Annotated in this window: 24 protein-coding genes; 13 read left to right on the top strand and 11 right to left on the bottom strand. The window is 60.3% G+C overall.

Annotated elements, in window-relative coordinates:
• Positions 1-126: 126 nt before the first annotated feature.
• Positions 127-675 carry an RNA polymerase factor sigma-70 gene (locus tag J3P89_RS08465; RefSeq protein ID WP_025212663.1) on the top strand — a complete coding sequence of 183 codons (549 nt, stop codon included), beginning with the start codon at positions 127-129 and terminating at the stop codon, positions 673-675.
• A gap of 103 nt (positions 676-778) precedes the next feature.
• Here J3P89_RS08465 and J3P89_RS08460 read toward each other — a convergent pair whose 3' ends face one another.
• A complete protein-coding gene (locus J3P89_RS08460) occupies positions 779-1,792 on the bottom strand; it encodes a GNAT family N-acetyltransferase (RefSeq protein ID WP_434697251.1) in 1,014 nt (337 codons plus the stop codon).
• A 68-nt stretch (positions 1,793-1,860) separates the two neighbouring features.
• Positions 1,861-2,637 (bottom strand): substrate-binding periplasmic protein, encoded by a 777-nt coding sequence (locus tag J3P89_RS08455; RefSeq protein WP_434697250.1) that lies wholly within the window; start codon positions 2,635-2,637, stop codon positions 1,861-1,863.
• Positions 2,638-2,959: 322 nt separating this feature from the next.
• Here J3P89_RS08455 and J3P89_RS08450 point away from each other — a divergent pair, with 322 nt between their 5' ends.
• Both J3P89_RS08450 and J3P89_RS08445 read left to right on the top strand, forming a co-directional pair.
• Positions 2,960-3,502 (top strand): exonuclease domain-containing protein, encoded by a 543-nt coding sequence (locus J3P89_RS08450; protein WP_305499825.1) that lies wholly within the window; start codon positions 2,960-2,962, stop codon positions 3,500-3,502.
• An 87-nt stretch (positions 3,503-3,589) separates the two neighbouring features.
• Positions 3,590-3,874, top strand: coding sequence for a pyrimidine/purine nucleoside phosphorylase (locus J3P89_RS08445; RefSeq protein WP_003183665.1), 285 nt, complete (start codon positions 3,590-3,592; stop codon positions 3,872-3,874).
• Positions 3,875-4,034: 160 nt separating this feature from the next.
• Here J3P89_RS08445 and J3P89_RS08440 read toward each other — a convergent pair whose 3' ends face one another.
• Positions 4,035-4,844: an MOSC domain-containing protein gene (locus J3P89_RS08440; protein WP_434697249.1), complete on the bottom strand. Its 810-nt coding sequence runs from the start codon at positions 4,842-4,844 to the stop codon at positions 4,035-4,037.
• 72 nt (positions 4,845-4,916) lie between these two features.
• A complete protein-coding gene (locus J3P89_RS08435) occupies positions 4,917-5,840 on the bottom strand; it encodes a chemotaxis protein CheV (protein WP_214999118.1) in 924 nt (307 codons plus the stop codon).
• A 461-nt stretch (positions 5,841-6,301) separates the two neighbouring features.
• Here J3P89_RS08435 and J3P89_RS08430 point away from each other — a divergent pair, with 461 nt between their 5' ends.
• From J3P89_RS08430 to J3P89_RS08420, 3 genes are all read left to right on the top strand, one after another.
• Complete coding sequence (locus tag J3P89_RS08430) at positions 6,302-6,772, top strand: hypothetical protein (RefSeq protein WP_434697248.1); 471 nt, start codon at positions 6,302-6,304, stop codon at positions 6,770-6,772.
• A gap of 233 nt (positions 6,773-7,005) precedes the next feature.
• Complete coding sequence (locus J3P89_RS08425; protein WP_434574144.1) at positions 7,006-7,899, top strand: sensor histidine kinase; 894 nt, start codon at positions 7,006-7,008, stop codon at positions 7,897-7,899.
• Positions 7,896-8,555 (top strand): response regulator, encoded by a 660-nt coding sequence (locus J3P89_RS08420; protein WP_305499816.1) that lies wholly within the window; start codon positions 7,896-7,898, stop codon positions 8,553-8,555. The genes J3P89_RS08425 and J3P89_RS08420 overlap by 4 nt, the downstream gene beginning before the upstream one ends.
• On the opposite strand, the gene yegS is transcribed toward J3P89_RS08420, so the two are convergent.
• Positions 8,539-9,456, bottom strand: a complete 918-nt coding sequence (gene yegS / locus J3P89_RS08415; RefSeq protein ID WP_434697247.1) for a lipid kinase YegS — start codon at positions 9,454-9,456, stop codon at positions 8,539-8,541. The two genes, J3P89_RS08420 and yegS, sit on opposite strands and share 17 nt — an antisense overlap.
• Positions 9,457-9,794: 338 nt before the next feature.
• Between yegS and J3P89_RS08410 the strand changes: the two genes are divergently transcribed.
• On the top strand, positions 9,795-10,103 hold the full coding sequence (locus tag J3P89_RS08410) for a hypothetical protein (RefSeq protein ID WP_305499812.1): 309 nt from the start codon (positions 9,795-9,797) through the stop codon (positions 10,101-10,103).
• 51 nt (positions 10,104-10,154) lie between these two features.
• On the opposite strand, the gene J3P89_RS08405 is transcribed toward J3P89_RS08410, so the two are convergent.
• The gene (locus J3P89_RS08405) at positions 10,155-11,342 is read right to left on the bottom strand and encodes a molybdopterin molybdotransferase MoeA (protein ID WP_434697967.1); all 1,188 of its coding nucleotides are present in this window, start codon (positions 11,340-11,342) and stop codon (positions 10,155-10,157) included.
• 22 nt (positions 11,343-11,364) lie between these two features.
• Positions 11,365-11,904 (bottom strand): molybdenum cofactor biosynthesis protein B, encoded by a 540-nt coding sequence (moaB, locus tag J3P89_RS08400; protein ID WP_434572850.1) that lies wholly within the window; start codon positions 11,902-11,904, stop codon positions 11,365-11,367.
• Between the two features lie 78 nt (positions 11,905-11,982).
• On the opposite strand from moaB, the gene mobA reads away from it, so the two are divergent.
• Both mobA and J3P89_RS08390 read left to right on the top strand, forming a co-directional pair.
• Positions 11,983-12,585 (top strand): molybdenum cofactor guanylyltransferase MobA, encoded by a 603-nt coding sequence (mobA, locus tag J3P89_RS08395; RefSeq protein ID WP_434629495.1) that lies wholly within the window; start codon positions 11,983-11,985, stop codon positions 12,583-12,585.
• A 75-nt stretch (positions 12,586-12,660) separates the two neighbouring features.
• Positions 12,661-12,882, top strand: coding sequence for a YgdI/YgdR family lipoprotein (locus tag J3P89_RS08390; protein WP_025212647.1), 222 nt, complete (start codon positions 12,661-12,663; stop codon positions 12,880-12,882).
• A gap of 78 nt (positions 12,883-12,960) precedes the next feature.
• Here J3P89_RS08390 and J3P89_RS08385 read toward each other — a convergent pair whose 3' ends face one another.
• The 3 genes from J3P89_RS08385 to J3P89_RS08375 form a co-directional block, all read right to left on the bottom strand.
• Complete coding sequence (locus J3P89_RS08385; protein ID WP_434697966.1) at positions 12,961-13,851, bottom strand: pseudouridine synthase; 891 nt, start codon at positions 13,849-13,851, stop codon at positions 12,961-12,963.
• 31 nt (positions 13,852-13,882) lie between these two features.
• Positions 13,883-14,242: a transcriptional regulator gene (locus J3P89_RS08380; protein WP_434697965.1), complete on the bottom strand. Its 360-nt coding sequence runs from the start codon at positions 14,240-14,242 to the stop codon at positions 13,883-13,885.
• 91 nt (positions 14,243-14,333) lie between these two features.
• Positions 14,334-14,573 carry a glutaredoxin family protein gene (locus J3P89_RS08375; RefSeq protein WP_434574141.1) on the bottom strand — a complete coding sequence of 80 codons (240 nt, stop codon included), beginning with the start codon at positions 14,571-14,573 and terminating at the stop codon, positions 14,334-14,336.
• Between the two features lie 189 nt (positions 14,574-14,762).
• Here J3P89_RS08375 and J3P89_RS08370 point away from each other — a divergent pair, with 189 nt between their 5' ends.
• Positions 14,763-16,475: a cation:proton antiporter gene (locus J3P89_RS08370; protein WP_434697246.1), complete on the top strand. Its 1,713-nt coding sequence runs from the start codon at positions 14,763-14,765 to the stop codon at positions 16,473-16,475.
• Between the two features lie 8 nt (positions 16,476-16,483).
• On the opposite strand, the gene J3P89_RS08365 is transcribed toward J3P89_RS08370, so the two are convergent.
• On the bottom strand, positions 16,484-17,692 hold the full coding sequence (locus tag J3P89_RS08365) for an ammonium transporter (protein ID WP_434697245.1): 1,209 nt from the start codon (positions 17,690-17,692) through the stop codon (positions 16,484-16,486).
• Between the two features lie 326 nt (positions 17,693-18,018).
• On the opposite strand from J3P89_RS08365, the gene J3P89_RS08360 reads away from it, so the two are divergent.
• Genes J3P89_RS08360 through J3P89_RS08350 form a run of 3 tightly spaced genes read left to right on the top strand, consistent with a single transcriptional unit; the run spans position 18,019 to position 19,057 of the window.
• A complete protein-coding gene (locus tag J3P89_RS08360; RefSeq protein ID WP_434572838.1) occupies positions 18,019-18,333 on the top strand; it encodes a DUF883 family protein in 315 nt (104 codons plus the stop codon).
• A 2-nt stretch (positions 18,334-18,335) separates the two neighbouring features.
• Positions 18,336-18,725: a phage holin family protein gene (locus tag J3P89_RS08355; protein ID WP_305499799.1), complete on the top strand. Its 390-nt coding sequence runs from the start codon at positions 18,336-18,338 to the stop codon at positions 18,723-18,725.
• On the top strand, positions 18,722-19,057 hold the full coding sequence (locus tag J3P89_RS08350; protein WP_434697244.1) for a hypothetical protein: 336 nt from the start codon (positions 18,722-18,724) through the stop codon (positions 19,055-19,057). The genes J3P89_RS08355 and J3P89_RS08350 overlap by 4 nt, the downstream gene beginning before the upstream one ends.
• The last annotated feature ends 33 nt before the right edge of the window (positions 19,058-19,090 follow it).

Here is a 19,090-nt window from a genome sequence, read left to right as displayed (position 1 = left end):
CCGCCCATCAATAATTCTTCTTCTCAATTGACAACGATTATCATTAAGCCTAATTTGGCGCTCGACATGTAGGACGGATCCGATGCACGGGTCGTCCCGCTAACTATTTGCAGTAAGGTGAATTCCATGACGGAACAAGTATCCACAAGCAGGTGCGACTCACCGCTACTCCAGGCCTTCGTCGACAACCGGATGATCCTGGTCAAGATCGCAGCGCGCATCACCGGTTGCCGCTCCCGCGCGGAAGACGTGGTCCAGGATGCGTTTTTCCGGTTGCAATCGGCGCCCCAGATCACCTCGTCCTTCAAGGCTCAACTCAGCTACCTGTTCCAGATCGTGCGCAATCTGGCGATCGACCACTACCGCAAACAGGCGTTGGAACAGAAATATTCGGGGCCGGAAGAAGAAGGGTTGAACGTGGTGATCCAGGGTGCTTCGCCAGAAACGTCGCATATCAACTTTTCCACCCTCGAGCACATTGCCGACGCGCTGACCGAGCTGCCTAGCCGAACCCGTTATGCCTTCGAGATGTACCGGCTGCACGGCGTACCGCAGAAGGACATCGCCAAGGAACTGGGCGTCTCGCCGACACTGGTGAACTTCATGATCCGCGACGCCCTGGTGCATTGCCGCAAGGTGTCAGGGGTGCGTGGGGATACGTTCGCCCGGCGGTGAAATCTGCAGTGAGTCTGCTGTCCTCATCGCGAGCAAGCTCGCTCCCACAGGGTTCACGACCAAACTGTGGGAGCGAGCTTGCTCGCGATGGGGCCTTGAAGCCCTACATCAACGAACACCGGTCAAAAAACCGCTCGCGCCCGAGAATCATCAGCGCCGCGCGCTTGTGCGGGAAATCGAATTCCTTCTCACAGTGAAAACACTGGTTATGCAGATGCCCGATCATCCGCGCATTGTCGGCCCGAGGCTCGGCCACCACGCGCTGGGTACGCGGATCGTCGAGAAACAGGTAATGCACCAGCGCCGATAGCCAGCTTGCGACCTTGTGCGGACCTCGATGCTGCTCTTCGCCCACCAGCATGTGGATGCCGCGGTCATAGGCGTGAGCGTCATAAAACGGTGCGATTCGATCCTCCTTGGCCCAATAGGCTTCGAAGTAGGCGAATGGGTGCTCATCGAAACAACCGATCAAGGTCAAGACCCGAGGGTCATGCTCAAGCCCGGTCAAGTACTCGCGGTGCTGTTCCAGGCTGCCCTCCTCCTGCCAGAAGCTCGCCACCCTGGGGCTGTTCTGCCAGCGGTTGAATCGCGTCAGGTCTTGCTCGATTTCAAGCGTGCGCAAAGACACCCAGGCCCCTAGCCGCGCGTCGAAACGGCGATACACCTCGCCGCGCGGCTTGATCGGGCGACGTGGATGGCGCTTGCCGTCGGTGACGATCATCTGTTGCGGATAACTGCCGCTGAACGACTCTCCCAGCCAGGGCTGCGGCAGTTGCCAGAACAGCGTGCGTTCGCAGATGTATTCGTCGCTGAGTTCCCCGCCCGTCAGCAAACCGCTGAGCAGGGCCTCACCGGGACGCTCATTGAGGTGCCAGACCAGGCGCTGACATTCGGGATCCCTGGCAAACAGCCAATAGCAGGCCGCCCAGAGTGCCGGGCCGACCGGCCGGTCGTTGTTTTCCTGCAAATGCACGTGCAACTGGGGACCGCGCTCCAGGCGCAGGCGGATCAGCGGCGCGCCTTCGAGCATCAGGCTCAGGTGGCGTTCGGTTTCATCGGCACCCAGGCTGCGCCCGCCGGGCAAGGGCAATAGGGTCGGCTGATTGAGGTTGGACATGGGAGCTCACGTTTTCGTCGGTGGTCAACGTGTGACGTGAGCCAGGCAGATAAATTTAAGGTCCGCTTTTAATGGGCGTGGGTCGGCACCAGCTCGATCCGGTAGGGCTGGAAGATTTCCAGCAACTGGCCGTCGTCCCGCAACTTCTGCAATATCTGGCCGAACGCTTGAGGAGAAATGGGCGCCTGGGGCCGAATCAGTGCGTAATGGTGGTAAATCTGGTCGATGCGTTCGGATACCAGCAACTGCGAGGCCACTTGCGGATTGCGCAACACGTAATCGCTGAGGTAGGAACGGGTCACCAGGGCAATGTCCGCGCGTGTGCGCAACACCATCTGCAGGTTGCTGTCGTGGGAATAGGTCAACGTGGCGTTGTATTGGCCGATGAGGAACTTCGGGTCGGCGTTGAATTCGGCGAACGCATAGTGATAACCGCTGAACAGGGCCAGGCGCTTGCCCCTGAGATCGGCGAAATAGCTCTGCTGGCGATCCGGCTGGCGTTGGGCGACGAATATCTCCGCATCCTCCAGGCCCATGTCTACCGGAGTATGGGGCACATCCTGCCAACCCCAGTCGGGGTTCTCGAAAATCGCCATGTCGACCCGGCCCTGCTTGAAATCGTTGAACCGGCGCGGAATCGAAGTGGGTACCAGCACGAATTCATAATCGGCCTGTGACCGGTTCAAGGCTTCCACCAATTGCGGTAACAGACCGGTGTCGGCGCCGTTTTCGGGACGAACCGTATAGGGCGGGAAATGCGCCGCGCCGATCCGGACCACTTGTGCAGCTTCAGCTGACACGGTCAAGAACATGGCCAGGACGGCAAGCAAGGTACGTGAGGTCATCCCCATCGGCGAACACGTCAAGATAACCACTCCCCCAAAGTCCCCATCACTCTTCACGCTAGGCGGTTTCAGCCGCTTAGCCAGCCGCACGGTCAATTTAAAACAGCGGCTCGATCATTGTTCTTCTTTCATCCGGTCGCGCGGGGCAATTTAAGCTGGCCAAGGCAACCAAGCAAGCGCTCGGACAGCGAACAGCCATCTTCCATGCAGGACAACCTCCATCAGGCCGGTCTGGTCGCTCGCGCGTCATCAGGGACTAGGCGGATGCTTCGGGTTTGACTACGCTCAAACCCATCTGCACGCCGATACCGGGAACCTTGCAATGCCTTACTGGCTGGTGATTGATCTGGAAGCCACCACCGACGAAGGTGGCTGGCCGGTTACCGAAATGGAAATCATCGAAATCGGCGCCACCCTGGTGAATCGGGATGGGCGCGAGGTGGATCATTTCCAACGGTTTGTACGGCCGCTGAGGCGCCCGTTGCTGACCTCTTTCTGTCGCACGCTGACGCATATCAGCCAGGCCAATATTGACGGCGCCGCACCGCTGACCGAGGTCTGGCCGGCATTCGAACACTGGCTGGCGCCTTATCGAGCGAACCTCGAAGGCTGGGTCAGTTGGGGGGACTACGACCGCAAGCAATTGCTTCAGGAATGGCAAGGCCAGCACTTGCACAGCGCGCTCGGCCAGGTACCGCACATGAATCTCAAGCAGCGCTTTGCCAAGGCCCGTCGGCTGGAGCGACCGCTGGGGCTCAATGCGGCGTTGCAACTGGCCGGCCTGCAGTTCTGCGGCCAACAGCACCGTGCATTGGAGGACGCCCGTAATACGGCGCGATTGTTGCCGCTGGTGCTGACCGGCTGAGCGCCCTGCCAGGCGCGACAGATGACGACTGTTGTGGCCTTGTGCATACTGGCCGGCCTTTTTCAGCCCTTTCTCGAGGAATCGCCCATGTTCAAAGTCAACGAGTACTTCGACGGCACCGTCAAGTCGATCGCCTTCGGCACCGCCGAAGGTCCAGCGACCATCGGCGTCATGGCACCGGGCGAATATGAGTTCGGCACTGCGCAGCGGGAAATCATGCATGTTGTTTCCGGCGCCCTGACGGTGAAACTGCCCGACAGCACCGATTGGGAAACCTTCGCCGCCGGTAGCCAGTTCAACGTCCCGGCCAACAGCAAGTTCCAGCTCAAGGTAGCCGTCGACACTGCTTACCTCTGCGAATATCGCGGCTGAGCCGTGGCGAGGGAGCTTGCTCCCGCTGGACGCGCCAGCGTCCCTTGCATGCGAGGGCTGCTGCGCAGCCAGCGGGAGCAAGCTCCCTCGCCACAAAAAGCGCCTGCATAAATAAAAATGCCCGTGTCCAGCGACACGGGCATTTTTATTCAGGGATCTTCTATTCCAGCACTTCGACCGGCATGCCGACCTCAAGTCGGCCATTGCCATCGTTGACCAGATTCTGGCCGAACATCGCACCATCCGGGGTAGAACGGTACTGCTGCAACGTGGCGAAAGGCTCGCGCTGCGGATCGCGTTCGCCGGTTTGCGGATCGACCGTGGTCATGATGCAGCGTGAACACGGCTTGACCACCCGGAACTCCACCTCGCCGATACGAATACGCTTCCAGCCGTCTTCGGCGAACGCCTCGCTGCCCTCGACCACCAGGTTGGGACGAAAGCGCAGCATTTCCAGCGAGCGGCCGACCCTGCCCGATAAATCCTCCAACGAGGCCTGGCCGATCAACAACAAGGGAAAACCGTCGGCGAAGGCCACCTTGTCATCATCCTTGCCGTAGCCGGCTGCCGTGGTGCGAGCCAATTCCACCGGCACATGGACCAGCCGGGTGCGATTGCCGATGAATTCACTGACCCAGGCTGCCGTCGCGTCACCGGCATCCGGCACACGCAGAGTATCGCGCCAGATGATCACGCCACGCCGTTGTTCTTCGAGAGAAGGCGGCAGCGGCACCTCGATGGCGCCGTAGCCCGGCGCGCTGAGTGTCAGTCCGCCCGCCGCGTTCCACAACGCCGAAAGCTGGCTCATCTTTGCCACGGCCCGCTGGGTCAGGAAGCGCCCGGTGGCCTCATCCACCAGCATCCAGCGTCGATCACCGTCGAGCCCGAGCTTGTCCAGGCCGATGCCCTGCAGCGGCTGCCCCTTGCCGGACTTCAACGGATACCGATACAGCGCGCTCAGCCGCAACATGATCAACTTTCCCTGGTGACGAAAAAGCGCAACCTTATACGAGCGAGCCGGTGAAGCAAACCTCGATCAGCCTCAGCCGAGCATCAACCGCTGGCGCACCACGTCGACCAGCTTGTCCGGCTGGAATTTGGAAAGGAAGTTGTCACAGCCAACCTTCTTGACCATCGAATCGTTGAAGCTGCCGGACAGCGAGGTGTGCAGCACCACGTAGAGCCCACGCAGGCGTGGATCGTTGCGGATTTCCGTGGTCAGGCGGTAGCCGTCCATCTCGGGCATTTCCGCGTCGGTGAAAATCATCAGCAACTTGTCGGTCATCACTTCGCCGGTGTCGGCCCAGGCCTTGAGCATGTTCAGTGCCTTCAAGCCGTCGCTGGCGATGTGCATCTTCACGCCCAACTGGCCCAGGGTGTCACGCAACTGCGAGAGCGCGACATTGGAATCGTCCACCAGCAGGACTTCTCGACCGCGGGCTCGTTCCAGCACCGGATCCTCGAGCTTGTCCCGTGAGACCTTGGCGTTGTAGGGGACGATTTCGGCGAGGACTTTCTCCACGTCGATGATTTCCACCAACTGGTCGTCGACCTTGCTGATAGCCGTCAGGTAATGCTCGCGACCGGCACTGGTCGGAGGCGGCAGGATGGCTTCCCAGTTCATGTTGACGATGCGGTCCACGCCCCCTACCAGGAACGCCTGTACCGAACGGTTGTACTCGGTGACGATGATGGTGCTGTTAGGTCCCGGCACGAGCGGACGCATGCCGATGGCCTGGGAAAGATCGATCACCGGAAGGGTCTGGCCACGCAGATTGACCACACCACAGACGAACGGGTGGCGCTGGGGCATCAAGGTCAGCTTCGGCAGTTGCAGCACTTCCTGGACCTTGAATACGTTGATGGCGAACAATTGGCGCCCCGCCAGGCGAAACATGAGAATTTCCAGGCGATTCTCACCCACCAATTGGGTTCGTTGATCTACTGTGTCGAGAATGCCGGCCATCGATGACTCCTGGGCTTGTTCGGATGAATCTGTAAAGACGCTATCGGCGGTATGCGCCGGATCTTGACCCCGACATTAAATACCGCCGCGGGCATTGATGTCACATAGACATCATGCTTTACTGGCCTTCCGTTTTACATCCGTTTTTTCCGCTGCGCGACTTCCGTTGATGCAGTAAGTTCCCCTGCCTAAGGGATTCCCCTAGGCACAATCAGGTCTAACCTGATATTCCCGATATCCAATAGCCATTAATGTGACGCCATTCTCATTGCTGAACGGAGTCAGGCTTTTGTGCGCGACTGCAGAACAACGGATTTCCAGCCTCCCAACCGATTTCAGTGCAATCGTTTGCGAGGCCGAGTTTGCGATCCGCAAGGCACCTTCGTTCGTACCGGCCATGAGACCCAGCCGTTCGCCACACGCGATCTACTTTCGCCTGACATGATGTTGTGGAGATAAGCATGCCGAACGATCGCAACAATTGGAGCCAGCGCCTTCCCGAGTTCCTGATTGAAGCCGAGACACTCTTGGCCAAGTCGGAGGAATGCCTGAGCCATCTGGAGCTGATCAACAACGACAAGGATGCCATCGACTGCATGCTCAGCACGTTGCTGAAGCTGGCAAACAAGGCCGACGCTCTCGCATTGGAGGCCGTTTCGGAGTTTTCGCTGCATATCCATGGCTTGCTCAGTCATGCGCAACACCACATGGAGCTGCATGACCAGGCACTGGTCGCGCTGAAAGATTGTTTTACCCTGATGGCCTGGCAGTTGGAGCTCGTCGACCGCACCACCGGCAAACTGAGTCTGGACAACACTGAACAGACTTCCCTGATCGAAGCATTTGCCTTCCAGGTAGGCCAGAGTCCCTGCGAGGCGTTGCCGACGCCGCGTCCGATGGCGTTGGTTCCTTACGCACAAAAACAAGCGTGAGCTGGTAGCAGCCGACCAACATCATGTGCCTGGCCCGTCGTGCTTTGCCGCCGCCAAGCCGGGCGCGACCAACGAAATCCGAAGTGGTACTATGTCTCGCGTCAGTCGCCTCGGACAGCGGCGCAAGAAGCCGCCAACCGAAGCCGTCCCCGACCTGAAACATTTACCCGACCCGGCCCGTCAGATGCGCTGACTGGCCTGCCCGCAGCGAACATTCATTGGCTCCATCCGTTATGCACGCCAGCTTCAAGTCAATCATCACCTGGCCACCGTCCCGAGAAAACGCCCGCCGGTTCACATTGCTGCTGTGTATCTGCTCGACCCTCGGGTGCCTGCTGGCCTACTTGTTGGCCCATCCGCTGCCGTTGGGCTTGCTGGTGCTCAATGGCGCGGCGCTGGCCTGTGTCTGGATCCACTATCGACTGTCGCGCAAGTCCATCAAGTTCCAGCCGCAGGAACTGGCCGACCGACTGCTGGAGGTCCAGGAAAACGAGCGTCACCGGCTCAGCCGCGAACTGCACGATGACATTGGCCAACTGCTGACCGCGGCAAAACTGCAAAGTGAATGGCTCAAGCGCCGCCTGCCGGAAGACTTGCAGGGCCAATGCAGCGTACTGAGCGACACGCTGGACGAAACCCTGAACAAAGTGCGTGATGTCTCGGCGATCCTCAATCCCAGGCAACTGACCAGCCTTGGGCTCGAAGCCAGTCTCCGCGCTCATCTACTCAAGACATTGGCCAATACGCCGGTGAAATGGAGCCTCGATTGCCAGCAGCGCATGACCGGCATCCCGGACGAAATGACCGTCGCCGCCTTTCGGATCACCCAGGAGGCCGTCACCAACATGTTGCGCCACGCCCAGGCGAGCAATCTGCTGGTGCGCCTGCAACGCCTTCCTGAAGGGCTGACGTTGCTGATCAGCGATGACGGCCAGGGATTCGTCCCGGCCAGCCACCCCGGCCGCGAAGGACAGCGCGGCATGGCCGGCATGTCGGAGCGAGTCGAACAGTTGGGCGGCACCCTCAAGGTCACCAGCGAGGCCGGCAAAGGCACGCATATCGAAGCTCGTATTCCCTGGGCACCGCGTGCCCTTGAGCGGGCCAGCAAGAATAAGGTTCTCCATTGACTTGTAATTTGCTTCTGGTAGATGACCACTCGCTGATCCGGGCCGGTGTACGCGCCCTGGTCCTGGATCTCCCTGGCTACGCCGTCGTCGGCGAAGCCAGTGACGGCGCGCAATTGCCGGAACTGGTAGAACGCCTCAACCCCGATATCGTCCTGCTGGATATTTCCATGAAGGATACCGGCGGCCTGGAAGCCTTGCAGCAACTCAGGAAGGTACGCCCCCAGAGCAAGGTGCTGATCCTGTCCATGCACACTGACCCCGCGCTGATCATGCAGGCGCTGGAATCAGGAGCCCATGGCTACCTGCTCAAGGACACCACGGCCACCGAGCTGGCGCACGCCCTGGACGCGTTGCGCAACAACGAACGCTACCTGAGCCCGGCCATCGCCCACACCGTGATCAACCAGGCGCTGACCCGCGTTCAGAAACATCAGCCCGATCCAGCCCAGAACCACAACCTGACGGCGCGCCAGCTGGAGATCCTGCGACTGATCGTTCGTGGCAAGTCCACCCGGGAAATCGCCAACGGCCTGAGCCTGAGCATCAAGACCGTGGAAACGCACCGGGCCCAGATCATGAAGCGCCTGCAGATTCATGACGTGGCCGGACTGGTACTGTTTGCGGTCCGCGAACAGATCATCAGCCTGGATGATTGAGCAGCGCCGCACCCTCCAGCAATGGCGAATCCGACGGCAGGTGCACCCGTAGCGCTTTCGGGCGCACGGTGAAACGCAGATCGTCGACCTGCAACGGCTCGCCATCCAGATTGATGTCCAGGCCCTGCGCCACCTTGATTTCCACCCAGGGCAAACGCGCTCGTACGAACATGTTGTCTATGCCCAGGCCACCGGCCAGCAGGTCCTTGAGCGTACTGACAACCTCTTGAGGCGCCGGGAGGATGCTGATATCGAGCAAACCGTCGTCGGCAAACGCTTGCGGACAGAGCAAATGCCCCCCACCCGCCTGCCGACCATTGCCGATGCCCAGCGCCAGCAAGTCGCCGCGCCAGTGAAAATCGGGGCCCTGCAGTTCGCCATAGGCTGCGCTCAACTCACTGAAACGCGACAGGCCGGTAAACAGATAAGCGGCGCCCCCAAGGACTTTCTTCAAGTCCTCGGAGGTATTGGCGGTCACCTGGCTACCGAAGCCGCCCGTCGCCATGTTCAGGAAAATACAGCCGCCGACCTCGCCCACATCAATCGCCCTGGGCGTGACATCCAGCAGATCCAGGGCCTGGTCCGGCTCCAACGGGACGCCGGCCGCCCGGGCAAAATCGTTAGCAGTGCCCAGGGGGAGCAACACCAGGCTGGCATCGCCAGGCCGCTGGACCATCGCCTCGGCGATATCGCGCAGGGTTCCGTCACCGCCGCCGGCGATCAATCGGGTGTAACCGGCATCCAGTGCTTCGTCGACGCATCGCCGGGCATCCCCTGCTTCCCAGGTCAACCGTACCGCCAGGTCCCAGCCCTGTTTGCGCTTGAGCATCACTGCCGCGCGAACCTCTTCGTTGAGCGCTTGCTTGCCGTGCAGGATCAGTAGCGCCTTGCCTTTGCTCATCGTTGTCTCCGTCATTGGAAGGTTCAGGAAATGGGACCGCTCATTCAGCCGAAAAAGCCCGGCGCTGCTCAATTTATACAAAATAAGACCCAGCACCTCGAAGGAGGCGGCGGACTGCCTCGTCTCGGCAACCCTTCATTCAAGGACTTTTCCTACAAGATCTGGCGAATCAGCTCAATTGACCCTCCAGCCGTATTGGAACACCTTGGCATTCTGTTGCGCTGAATCGAAAAAACACCCAATAGGCAAGGATGAATAACCCATGGATGGATACATCAAGGCCCGCAGGGGCAGGACCAATCATTTGAAGGCTCATGGAAACAGCGGAGGAGCGCCTTATGCCCGGCCATGAATTCAAATTGTCCCCCCGGCAATTTGGCCCGCTCAGGAGCGAGCGGGCCGATAAGCAAAACGAAGGCAAAAGTTGCATTAATCCCGTAGGAGGAATTGATTTGGAACCGCGCGTCGTTGAACTGGAAACTCACCTCAAATACATCCGCAGGGACATGGATGAAATCCGTACCGATGTGAAAGCGGTCCGACACCGGCTCGCCTATCTGGCCGGCGCAGCCGCAGTGGTGGTCGGCCTGCTGGGCTGGGTGGCGAACAGCCGCTTCGATCAGGTGGTGACGTTGCTGTCGCGATAAAGGCCGGCATAAGGCACGGTTACTCACTCGGGGCGGACAACGTTGCCAGGATTAATCCAGCACTTCGCTCAAGGGAATGAAGCTCACTTCATCACCCTGGACCAGTGTTCGCCCTTCGAGGACTTCAACCAGCCCCTCGGCCCAGGCGGCGCTGCGCAGGACACCTGAGCTCTGGTTGCGGTAGATGATCGCCTGACCGTTTTCAATGCGACCTCGCAAATACTCTCGGCGAGAGCCCGCCTTCGGCCAGGTGAAGCCTGCAGGTATCTTGAACTTGAGGGGCGCCACTGACTGAACGCCCTGGCGCCGCAGCAGGTAAGGCCGAGCCAACAGTGCAAAAGTCACCAGCGTAGAAGCGGGATTTCCCGGCAGGCCTATTACCGGCAGGCCACGGAAGTGCCCGAACGTCAGCGGCTTTCCAGGCTTGATAGCGAGCTTCCAGAGCGTCAACTCGCCTTCTTCGCGCAATGCAATGCCGAGAAAATCCGCCTCCCCCACCGATACGCCGCCGGTGGAAAGGATCAGGTCGACATCCGACAGCCCGGCCAGACAGCGACGCGTAGCGGGCAAATCATCGGGCAGGATACCTGCGTCGACAACATCGCAACCCAGGCGCTGCAACCAGCTACAGAGCAGGACACGATTGCTGTTATAGATCTGGCCTGGACCCAGGTTCTGACCAGGCTCCACCAGTTCGTCACCGGTCGACAGCACCGCAACGCGTACTTTGCGCACCACTGGCAGCGATGCGCACCCCAGGGATGCCGCTAGACCCAACTCGATCGGACCCAGGCGGGTGCCGGCATCGAGGACTCGCTCCCCGATGGTTGTTTCCTGTCCTTGAGGTCGAATGTTCTGTCCGCTGACCATGGGCTGGGTGAATCTTACCCGCTGATCATCGTCGACAATGGCGTTTTCCTGCATTTCGACGCAATCGGCACCCGGCGGGACCGGCGCACCCGTGAAGATACGCGCGCAGGTACCGGCGGCGAGAGCGTCTGGAGCCTGCCCGGCGAAAACCCGCTGACTGACGACCAACGCCTCGCCGCTCCAGTCATTCAGGCGCAAGGCGTAGCCGTCCATCGCACTGTTGGGCCAGGGCGGCAGGTCAAGTGTCGAGACCAGGTCCTCGGCCAATACTCGCCCCTGCGCCTCAGCCAGCGGCACGCGCTCATGCTGAGTGATGGGCGTGGCTGCCGCCATCTCGAGCAACCGCTCCAGCGCGACCTCGACGGCCATCAGGGCGCCGGCCTTGCCCGGTTTACCCACGGGATTCACAAGGGGCAGCCTGTTTCAGATGGGCGACGAAATTACACGGCCGATGGCGCGCGTCCAGTTGTTCGGCCAGGATCCCGTCCCATCCGGTACGCACCGCATTGGTCGAACCCGGCAAGCAACAGACCAACGTACCGTTGGCCAGGCCGGCCAGCGCCCGGGACTGAACGGTAGAAGTGCCAATGTCCGCCACGGATATCTGCCGGAACAATTCACCAAAACCATCGACCTGCTTGTCCAACAGGCACGTAACGGCCTCGGGCGTGCTGTCGCGTCCGGTGAAACCGGTGCCACCGGTGATCAACACCACTTGCACCACGTCGTCGGCGATCCAGGTGGCGACTTGTGCGCGGATCTTGTACAGATCATCTTTAAGCAGTACCCGGGCCGCAAGGTTATGCCCAGCCTCCGTGAGGCGGTCGACAAAAACCTGTCCCGACGTGTCGGTTTCCAGAGTACGGGTATCACTGACAGTCAGCACCGCGATATTGAGCGGTACGAAAGGTACATCAGCCTTGGCTTTCATAGGCTCGTCCAGTTGTAGGGGAAACAGCCCGGTGTTATATCACAGCGCCCCATTTTTTCGCCTGTGCGGAGACACATCATGACCTCGAACGATCCCTTGCCAGCCTGCTCGATCCTGCTCCTGGCGGGTGGCCGCGGACAACGCATGGGAGGCCAGGACAAAGGCCTGCTGGAATGGCAAGGCGAACCGTTGATTGCCCACCTTCATCGGCGGACCCGGGCCCTGAGCGACGATCTGATCATCTCTTGCAACCGCAACCCGGAGCGTTACGCATTGTATGCCGACCAGCTGGTGCATGACGCCGAAGGGGATTTTCCCGGGCCGCTGGCAGGCATCCGGGCGGGCCTCAAGGTGGCGCGGCATGCGTATGTGCTGGTGCTGCCTTGCGATGTCCCGCAAATCGACTCAAGCCTGCTCGACAGCATGCGCGAAACGGCAAGCCGCCATCCCGGCAAGCCGTTGATGGTGCGTCAGGGGGAGCATTGGGAGCCGTTGTTATGCATCATCCCACGGGTCCTGGCAGCAGACTTTGAAAGGGCCTGGGACGAAGGCGAACGCAGTCCCGGCCGCATCATGCGCACACTGCATGCCGTCGCCTTGCAATGCCCGGCCAACGATGCCCGGCTGGCCAATCTCAATACGCCGGAACTGCTGGCCCGGCATACAGGCGTGTCAGATTGACACTAGCCAGGAACTAACATGCGATGTATACGTCTTACGGTCAGTAACTTGAAGAATCCATTTCGGAGAAACACCATGACTCAACGGACCCTCGCCACTTTCATGCTCGCGCTGGGCCTCGCCACTCTCGCCGGGTGTGCATCGCCAACAGTGATTACCCTGAATGACGGTCGCGAAATCCAGGCCGTCGACACGCCAAAATACGACGAAGACAGCGGCTTCTACGAATTCGAGCAACTGGACGGCAAGCAGACTCGCGTGAACAAGGACCAGGTTCGTACCGTTAAAGACCTGTGATCTTCAGCGTTACAGCCAGATAGAAAAAAAGCCCGCAAGCATTGCGGGCTTTTTAATGCCTGGCGGAAAGTGCGATGGCTACCAACGCAGGGCAATATCACTCTTGAAGACCCGCTCCTGACCCGTGATCGGATCGATGAAACCTAATCTCTTGGCCAACAGCTTGAGCGGGTTGGCATAGTCATCCTGGGCATCTCTAATCACATCGGGATAAAACGGATCGTTGCAGATGCCAGCCCCCAAGGCACTCATATGCACCCGCAGCTGGTGCTTTTTCCCGGTAACCGGATACAGGCCGTACCGCCACAGGTCCCCGTTCCTCTCAAGCACTTCCATGGCCGTCTCGGTATTGGGCTCGCCTGGCCCCTCCTGCATCCGGAAAAAAGGCTCGCCGTTGATCATCCGGCTTCTGTGCACACACGGAAAAGCCACTCCGGGCAGTGCGGGGGCAATGGCTTCATAACTTTTTTCGATTCGCCGCGTCGGAAACAACGATTGATAAGCCGAACGCGTCTGCGGATTGGCTGAGAACAAGACCAGCCCGGCCGTGTGCCGATCAATACGGTGCAAGGGCACCAGATGGGGGTTGTCCAGGCGACGGATCAAACGGCGCAGCAATGTCTGCTCCACGTATTCCCCCGCAGGCGTGACAGGCAGGAAATGCGGTTTGTCCGCCACCACCAGATGCTCGTCGATGTAGAGAATCGACTCCACCACAGGGATCGGTTTTTCATCGGGTACTTCGCGAAAATAGTGGATCCGCATGCCTTCGCGATAGGGCAGGTCAATACCGATCGCCCGCCCCTCCCCGTCCAACACCCGCCCCCGGACAATCCGATCCAGCCACTGCTCGCGGCTGATCGTGCTGAAATGCTCGCAAAGACATTCCAGCACCGTCTGCCAGGAGCCAGGCGGCAAGTACAGTGTGCTGGCCTGATGGTGCGCGGCGGAAAATGATGAACCGGACATTAAAAACTCTTGAGCGTTTACGGGGCCGGTATTATCCGCCACTCGCACAAGCCGGCACAGTGCTTATTGGCTCATGCGCGAATTGAGTCGGTTTTTCCGCTGCCTCGGTGAACTCCTTCAACCAGCGCAGCACCTCGACTGCCTCCCAACGTCCCGGGTCGTACAATGCATACAACAGCCCCTGGTAACCCACCACGTCCAATTGCTTGTGGTAACCGGCACGCTGGAACAACGCTTCGATCTCGGCAAAACAGGTGTTGAAATGCAGCTTGTTGAAGGGTGTCTTGCCTTCGGTTACCAGACCATCCAGGCGCAACTCCAGGACCGCCTCGCGCACAACGTCCGCGGACATCCTGTTCACGCTGTTTTTCAATTGTTCGACATTGACCAAGGGACGCACTCCGGATTGCTGTATGGGCATACAGTAACCGAAGAATGTCATTTCGCCAATGGCGGTGGATGGACTCAGGCGATGGAAGGTATCAACGCAGAAACGCCGCAACCCGATCAGGGTCATCGAAGGGCCAGTCCAGCTCCGCCCCTGTATCGATCCGACGGAGCACGGGGATGCGCAAGCCATAGGCTTCGGACAAGGCCTCGCTTTCGGCGATATCCACCAGTTCTACCAAGAGGCCATGCTCGACGAAAGGCATCAGCACGCCCTCGGCAACTTCACACAGGTGGCACCCCAGGGTGCCGAACAACTGGCATTCAGGCGGCATGGCAGGTAGACCCGAAAAAATAGACCATCATTCTAGGCTCGCTCCACGTGGCCGTCGAGCGGCGTACCGTGGCTCACCATGTTTCAGTAAAACACTGACGCAAATCATTGAGCCCAAATGTCTTTTCGGCAATGCTCGACGTATTTTCTCTCCTAAGCTGGATGTCAGCGTCTTGAAACGGAGTTCCTCTTGTTCGCCAACCTGCTGATCATCCTAGCCTCGTCCCTGGTAGTCATCGCCCTGTTCAGGCGATTACGCCTGCCACCGGTGCTCGGCTACCTCTGCGTCGGGCTGGCGGTCGGCCCCACAGCCCTGGACTGGGTGAACGACAGCGAGCAATTGCCGGATCTGGCCGAGCTCGGCGTGGTCTTCCTGTTGTTCTCGCTGGGGCTGGAATTCTCGTTGTCGAAGATGCTCGAACTGCGCCGGGTGGTGTTCGGCCTCGGCAGTTTGCAGGTGGTGTGTTCGGGGGTGCTGCTGGGGGGCGTGCTGGTGATCTGCGGTGCCCCGGCGCTGGCGGCACTGCTCCTGGGCGCCGGGCTGGCGCTGTCGTCCACGGCCATCGTCAGCAAGGAGCTGACCAGCCTGGGGGAAATTTTCAGTAGTCACGGCCAGAACGCTATCGGTGTGCTGCTGTTCCAGGATGTCGTTGCGGTATTACTGCTGACCCTGGTGCCGGTCTTTGCCGGCAGCAGCGAGTACGCCTGGTACTGGGCGCTGCCCCTGACCCTGGGCAAGACTCTGTTTCTGTTCGGCGGTCTGCTGCTTGCCAGCCGCTGGCTGCTGCCCCGGCTATTCCATGAAGTAGCCGCGTCCCGGTCCGCCGAACTGTTCGTGCTGCTGGCGCTGGTGATCGTACTGCTCACCGCATGGCTGACGCACCTGCTCGGCCTGTCACCGGCCCTGGGGGCATTCCTGGCCGGCATGCTGCTGGGAGAAAGCCATTACCGGCACCAGATCGAGGCCGATATACGTCCATTCCGCGACATCCTGCTGGGGCTGTTTTTCGTCAGCATCGGCATGCTGATCGACCTTCGACTGTTCATCGACGATGGCCTGCAGATACTCGGATTGACCCTCGGCTTGATGATCATCAAGGGCTGCGTGGTCGCCGCACTGGTCAAGTGGCGCGGCAGCGACGGCGAAACCGCGTGGCGCAGCGGCCTGGCCCTGGCTCAAGGTGGCGAGTTCTGTTTTGCCCTGATGGCATTGATGCAGCAGAACCGCCTGATGCCCGCCGACATCGGCGGCCTGCTGTTGGCCGCGACATTCTGCTCGATGCTGCTGACCCCGCTTTTGCTGCGTGCAGCGCCGGGGATTGCCGCGCGCCTGCACCGCAAACCCAACCAGGAAGCACAACTGGACCAGATCAGCGAGCTCAATGCAGGCTTGTCGGGTCATGTGGTGATCTGCGGGTATGGTCGGGTGGGCCAATCCATCGGGCGGTTCCTGCGCCGCGAAGGCCTGGCCTTTGTCGCCCTCGACGACGACCCGGTGATCATTCAGGAAGCCACGGTCGATGAGCGTTGCGTACATTACGGGGACTCACGCCGGGCAGACCTGCTGGCCGCCGTGGGACTGAGCCGCGCCCGGCTGCTGGTCATTGCGGTCGACAAGACGGACATCGCGCTGACCGTGCTCAGGGCAGCCCGACGCGTCAACCCGCAGGTACCGATCCTGGTGCGCACTCGGGACGACAGCCAACTGGCCGAACTGCAGGCCGCCGGAGCGACCGAAGTGGTCCCGGAACTGCTTGAATCGAGCCTGATGCTCGCCTCTCACGCGCTGGTCATGCTCGGGCTGCCGGAGCAGCGGGTCCGGCATCATGTGGATCAGGTTCGTCACGAACGCTATGGCCTGCTGCACGGGTTCTATCCCGGCAATCAGGACAAGGAACCGTAGCGCAGTGTTCAGTCCTGACTGACGGCACCGATCTTGTGGATCGACAGATCGGCGCCGTAGTACTCCTCTTCCTGGGTCAGCCGCAGGCCCAGCACGAACTTGATCGCACCATAAACCGCGAACCCGCCAACCAGGGCAATGACGACGCCCAACGCGGTGCCGACCAGTTGACTGACCAGGCTGACGCCGCCCAAGCCACCCAAGGCTTGCTGGCCGAAAATGCCGCAGGCAATGCCACCCCAGACGCCGCACAGGCCATGAAGGGGCCAGACCCCGAGCACGTCGTCGATTTTCCACTTGCCCTGGGCCGCGGTGAAACACCAGACAAACAGCGCGCCCGCGATGGCTCCGGTCGCCAGCGCCCCCACCGGATGCATCAGGTCGGAACCGGCACAGACCGCCACCAACCCGGCCAACGGGCCGTTATGCAGGAAGCCGGGGTCGTTGCGCCCGATGATCAAGGCCGCCACGGTCCCGCCGACCATTGCCATCAACGAGTTGACCGCCACCAACCCACTGACTCCAGGCAACGTCTGGGCACTCATCACGTTGAAACCGAACCAGCCGACAATAAGAATCCACGAGCCCAACGCCAGGAACGGGATGCTCGAAGGCGCGAACGCCACCAGGCGCCCGTCCCGGTAGCGACCATTGCGCGGCCCGAGCAACAGTACCGCGGCCAATGCCAGCCAGCCGCCCATGGCATGCACGACCACGGAGCCGGCAAAGTCATGGAAACTGGCGCCGAAACGGGCTTGCAGCCAGCCTTGCAGGCCGTAGTTGCCATTCCAGACCAGGCCTTCGAAAAACGGGTAGATGAACGCTACTATCAACACCGTGGCGCACAACTGCGGTACGAACCGGGCACGCTCGGCGATCCCTCCGGAAATAATGGCCGGGATCGCGGCGGCAAAGGTCAGCAGGAAGAAAAACTTCACCAGGCTGTAGCCGTGGTCAGCGCTGAGCACCGCCGCCGGCTGCAAAAAAGTCACGCCGTAGGAAATCCAGTAGCCTATGAAGAAATAGGCCAAGGTCGACACTGCGAAATCGCTGAGAATCTTCGACAACGCATTGACCTGATTCTTTTGTCGGACGGTGCCTACTTCAAGGAACGCGAAGCCGGCGTGCATGGCCAGAACCATGACCGCACCGAGCAGGATGAACAGCGTGTTGGAGCTGTGGACCAGATTGTCCACGGCGCTTTGCAGATTTTCCATGGTGTTGGCAGACCTGAGAAAGTTGAAAAGGCACCAAAGCGGTTCAATCGAGCGGCCGACGCACCAAGTTGAAACGCCTCATTCCCCTGCGAGCCGCTTTGGTGCACGAAAACCGCTGTCACGACGTTGCGCAGCGTGGTGCTTCGCGGGTTTTGATTATTTGAGTTAAGGTTCTGCGGGCTTTTGCCCAGCTTCAGCGCACCGGCGCATGCTGACGCACCAGTACATGGCGGATGCCAGAGCAAAAGTTGTACCAGCAGTTTCACTGAACCTTCCGGCAAGGCTCATACTCGAACGCTTCAGACGTCACTTACGGAGATGCACCAATGGCCAGAACCCAGGCAAAGACTGCTCAAGAAACCTTGAAGGAAGACTTCCAGACGCTGGTCAAGGACACCGAACGGTTGCTGGACCACACGGCGACCCTGGCTGGTGATCAGGCTGACGAATTGCGCAGCCAGATCCACGAAACCCTTTTGCGCGCCCGTGAAACCCTCCAGCTGACCGAAGACTCGGTACGCGAGCGCGGTCAGGCTGCAGTGATTGCCACCGAAGAATATGTGCAGGCCAATCCTTGGCAATCGGTCGGCATCGCTGCGGGCGTGGGCTTTTTGATCGGACTGCTGGCGACACGGCGCTAATGATGGGCATCGACGAATCCGGCTCGCCCGAATCGGGCACGAAGCCTACCGCGCGGCGCCTGGGCGCGGCGTTCCTCGGCTTGCTGCACAGTCATGTCGAACTGTTCGGCATCGAATTGCAGGAGCAGAAGGCCCGCACCGTCAGCCTGTTGTTGTTTGCCGGGCTTGCGCTGGTTTTCGGTTTGCTGCTGCTGGTCGGGCTGTCCGCACTGGTGCTGATTCTGGTGTGGGATACCTATCGCCTGGCGGGGATCATCGGCCTCTGCCTGTTTTATCTGCTGGCGGCGTTGTTCTGCGGGCTTCGGCTCAAGGCAGCGATTTTTGATGAGTCCTCGCCTTTCCATGCCACCCTCGAAGAACTCGCCAACGACCGGGAGCGCCTGTTGCCATGAGTCGGCCCGATATTCCCCAAGCCCGTACCCGGCAGGAGATGCGCAAGGCGCTGGTGCGCCTGCGCATGGAGATGCACCGCCAGAAAATTCGTCAAGAAACCCGGCAACTGCTGCACCCGCTGCAACGGGTGCGCGGCTTTACGCAAAGCTGGCATGAGGGCTTCGGCCTGAAGCATGCGTCACTCTGGGGCGTGGCCGCCGTGTCCTTGCTCGGCTTCCTCGGCGGCAAGCGGACCCGAAGCGGACGCTCAGGTGGCTTCTCGCGACTGATCCGGCTAGCAACCGCGCTGCTGCCGCTGATCAAGCTGGCCAAGACTGTACGCAAACCCTGACGGCCGTGTCCTCGGGCCGACCCTGAACGGGCC

This window comes from Pseudomonas sp. Z1-14, assembly GCF_051132005.1.
GTDB lineage: Bacteria > Pseudomonadota > Gammaproteobacteria > Pseudomonadales > Pseudomonadaceae > Aquipseudomonas.
This window is presented reverse-complemented; position numbering and strand designations above follow the sequence as displayed.

What these genes read in the sequence shown, in the direction of transcription:
- J3P89_RS08465 (WP_025212663.1), top strand. Translation starts at nt 127, where the DNA reads ATGACGGAACAAGTATCCACAAGCAGGTGCGACTCACCGCTACTCCAG.
- J3P89_RS08460 (WP_434697251.1), bottom strand. Translation starts at nt 1,792, where the DNA reads ATGTCCAACCTCAATCAGCCGACCCTATTGCCCTTGCCCGGCGGGCGC.
- J3P89_RS08455 (WP_434697250.1), bottom strand. Translation starts at nt 2,637, where the DNA reads ATGACCTCACGTACCTTGCTTGCCGTCCTGGCCATGTTCTTGACCGTG.
- J3P89_RS08450 (WP_305499825.1), top strand. Translation starts at nt 2,960, where the DNA reads ATGCCTTACTGGCTGGTGATTGATCTGGAAGCCACCACCGACGAAGGT.
- J3P89_RS08445 (WP_003183665.1), top strand. Translation starts at nt 3,590, where the DNA reads ATGTTCAAAGTCAACGAGTACTTCGACGGCACCGTCAAGTCGATCGCC.
- J3P89_RS08440 (WP_434697249.1), bottom strand. Translation starts at nt 4,844, where the DNA reads ATGTTGCGGCTGAGCGCGCTGTATCGGTATCCGTTGAAGTCCGGCAAG.
- J3P89_RS08435 (WP_214999118.1), bottom strand. Translation starts at nt 5,840, where the DNA reads ATGGCCGGCATTCTCGACACAGTAGATCAACGAACCCAATTGGTGGGT.
- J3P89_RS08430 (WP_434697248.1), top strand. Translation starts at nt 6,302, where the DNA reads ATGCCGAACGATCGCAACAATTGGAGCCAGCGCCTTCCCGAGTTCCTG.
- J3P89_RS08425 (WP_434574144.1), top strand. Translation starts at nt 7,006, where the DNA reads ATGCACGCCAGCTTCAAGTCAATCATCACCTGGCCACCGTCCCGAGAA.
- yegS (WP_434697247.1), bottom strand. Translation starts at nt 9,456, where the DNA reads ATGAGCAAAGGCAAGGCGCTACTGATCCTGCACGGCAAGCAAGCGCTC.
- J3P89_RS08410 (WP_305499812.1), top strand. Translation starts at nt 9,795, where the DNA reads ATGCCCGGCCATGAATTCAAATTGTCCCCCCGGCAATTTGGCCCGCTC.
- J3P89_RS08405 (WP_434697967.1), bottom strand. Translation starts at nt 11,342, where the DNA reads ATGGCCGTCGAGGTCGCGCTGGAGCGGTTGCTCGAGATGGCGGCAGCC.
- moaB (WP_434572850.1), bottom strand. Translation starts at nt 11,904, where the DNA reads ATGAAAGCCAAGGCTGATGTACCTTTCGTACCGCTCAATATCGCGGTG.
- mobA (WP_434629495.1), top strand. Translation starts at nt 11,983, where the DNA reads ATGACCTCGAACGATCCCTTGCCAGCCTGCTCGATCCTGCTCCTGGCG.
- J3P89_RS08390 (WP_025212647.1), top strand. Translation starts at nt 12,661, where the DNA reads ATGACTCAACGGACCCTCGCCACTTTCATGCTCGCGCTGGGCCTCGCC.
- J3P89_RS08385 (WP_434697966.1), bottom strand. Translation starts at nt 13,851, where the DNA reads ATGTCCGGTTCATCATTTTCCGCCGCGCACCATCAGGCCAGCACACTG.
- J3P89_RS08375 (WP_434574141.1), bottom strand. Translation starts at nt 14,573, where the DNA reads ATGCCGCCTGAATGCCAGTTGTTCGGCACCCTGGGGTGCCACCTGTGT.
- J3P89_RS08365 (WP_434697245.1), bottom strand. Translation starts at nt 17,692, where the DNA reads ATGGAAAATCTGCAAAGCGCCGTGGACAATCTGGTCCACAGCTCCAAC.
- J3P89_RS08360 (WP_434572838.1), top strand. Translation starts at nt 18,019, where the DNA reads ATGGCCAGAACCCAGGCAAAGACTGCTCAAGAAACCTTGAAGGAAGAC.
- J3P89_RS08355 (WP_305499799.1), top strand. Translation starts at nt 18,336, where the DNA reads ATGGGCATCGACGAATCCGGCTCGCCCGAATCGGGCACGAAGCCTACC.
- J3P89_RS08350 (WP_434697244.1), top strand. Translation starts at nt 18,722, where the DNA reads ATGAGTCGGCCCGATATTCCCCAAGCCCGTACCCGGCAGGAGATGCGC.